The following is a 470-nucleotide window of genomic DNA, read 5'->3' on the forward strand; positions in this document are numbered from 1 at the left end:
GGCTGTATATCCTTGCCGGCGTCTCGACCGCATAGACCGCGCGCCCGAACCCATTGTCGTCGAGGTCGAACAGGTGCTTGCGGACACGCCATTTCTCCCTGGCGGCGCGGCGGATCAACTGGCGCAGGAAGCTGAGTCGCGTCGGATGCGCCGCGCCAAGCCGCTTAAGGCGCATGACGACCTCCGGCGGGCGCAGCGCGATCGCCGTCATGCGGCGATCCCTGCGAGTTTTTCCAGCGTGGCGAGCGTTTCGGCCGCCACCTCGATGCCTTGGGCATTGCTCTCGCGCGCGCCGAAGCGCCTCGTGCCGGGAAGCCGCGCTTCGCCGATGAAGGCGCCGGCGACGGTTTCCAGATTGCCGGCGAACGCGCCGCCCGACGTGGCCTCGGGCGAGACCGCCAGGAAGAACTGGCCGGTTCCGGGTGGCCCTCCGGCCGTGCCGGAGAAGGGGCTGGCGACAAGCCCTGGAT

2 pseudogenes are annotated in these 470 nt (G+C 69.6%); both read right to left on the reverse strand.

Annotated elements, in window-relative coordinates:
• A pseudogene (locus tag EOA27_RS39820) lies at window positions 1–211 on the reverse strand (hypothetical protein); the annotation flags it as partial.
• A pseudogene (locus tag EOA27_RS41795) lies at window positions 208–470 on the reverse strand (Ldh family oxidoreductase); the annotation flags it as partial. The pseudogenes EOA27_RS39820 and EOA27_RS41795, both read right to left, overlap by 4 nt.

The organism is Mesorhizobium sp. M2A.F.Ca.ET.037.01.1.1, assembly GCF_003998075.1.
GTDB lineage: Bacteria > Pseudomonadota > Alphaproteobacteria > Rhizobiales > Rhizobiaceae > Mesorhizobium.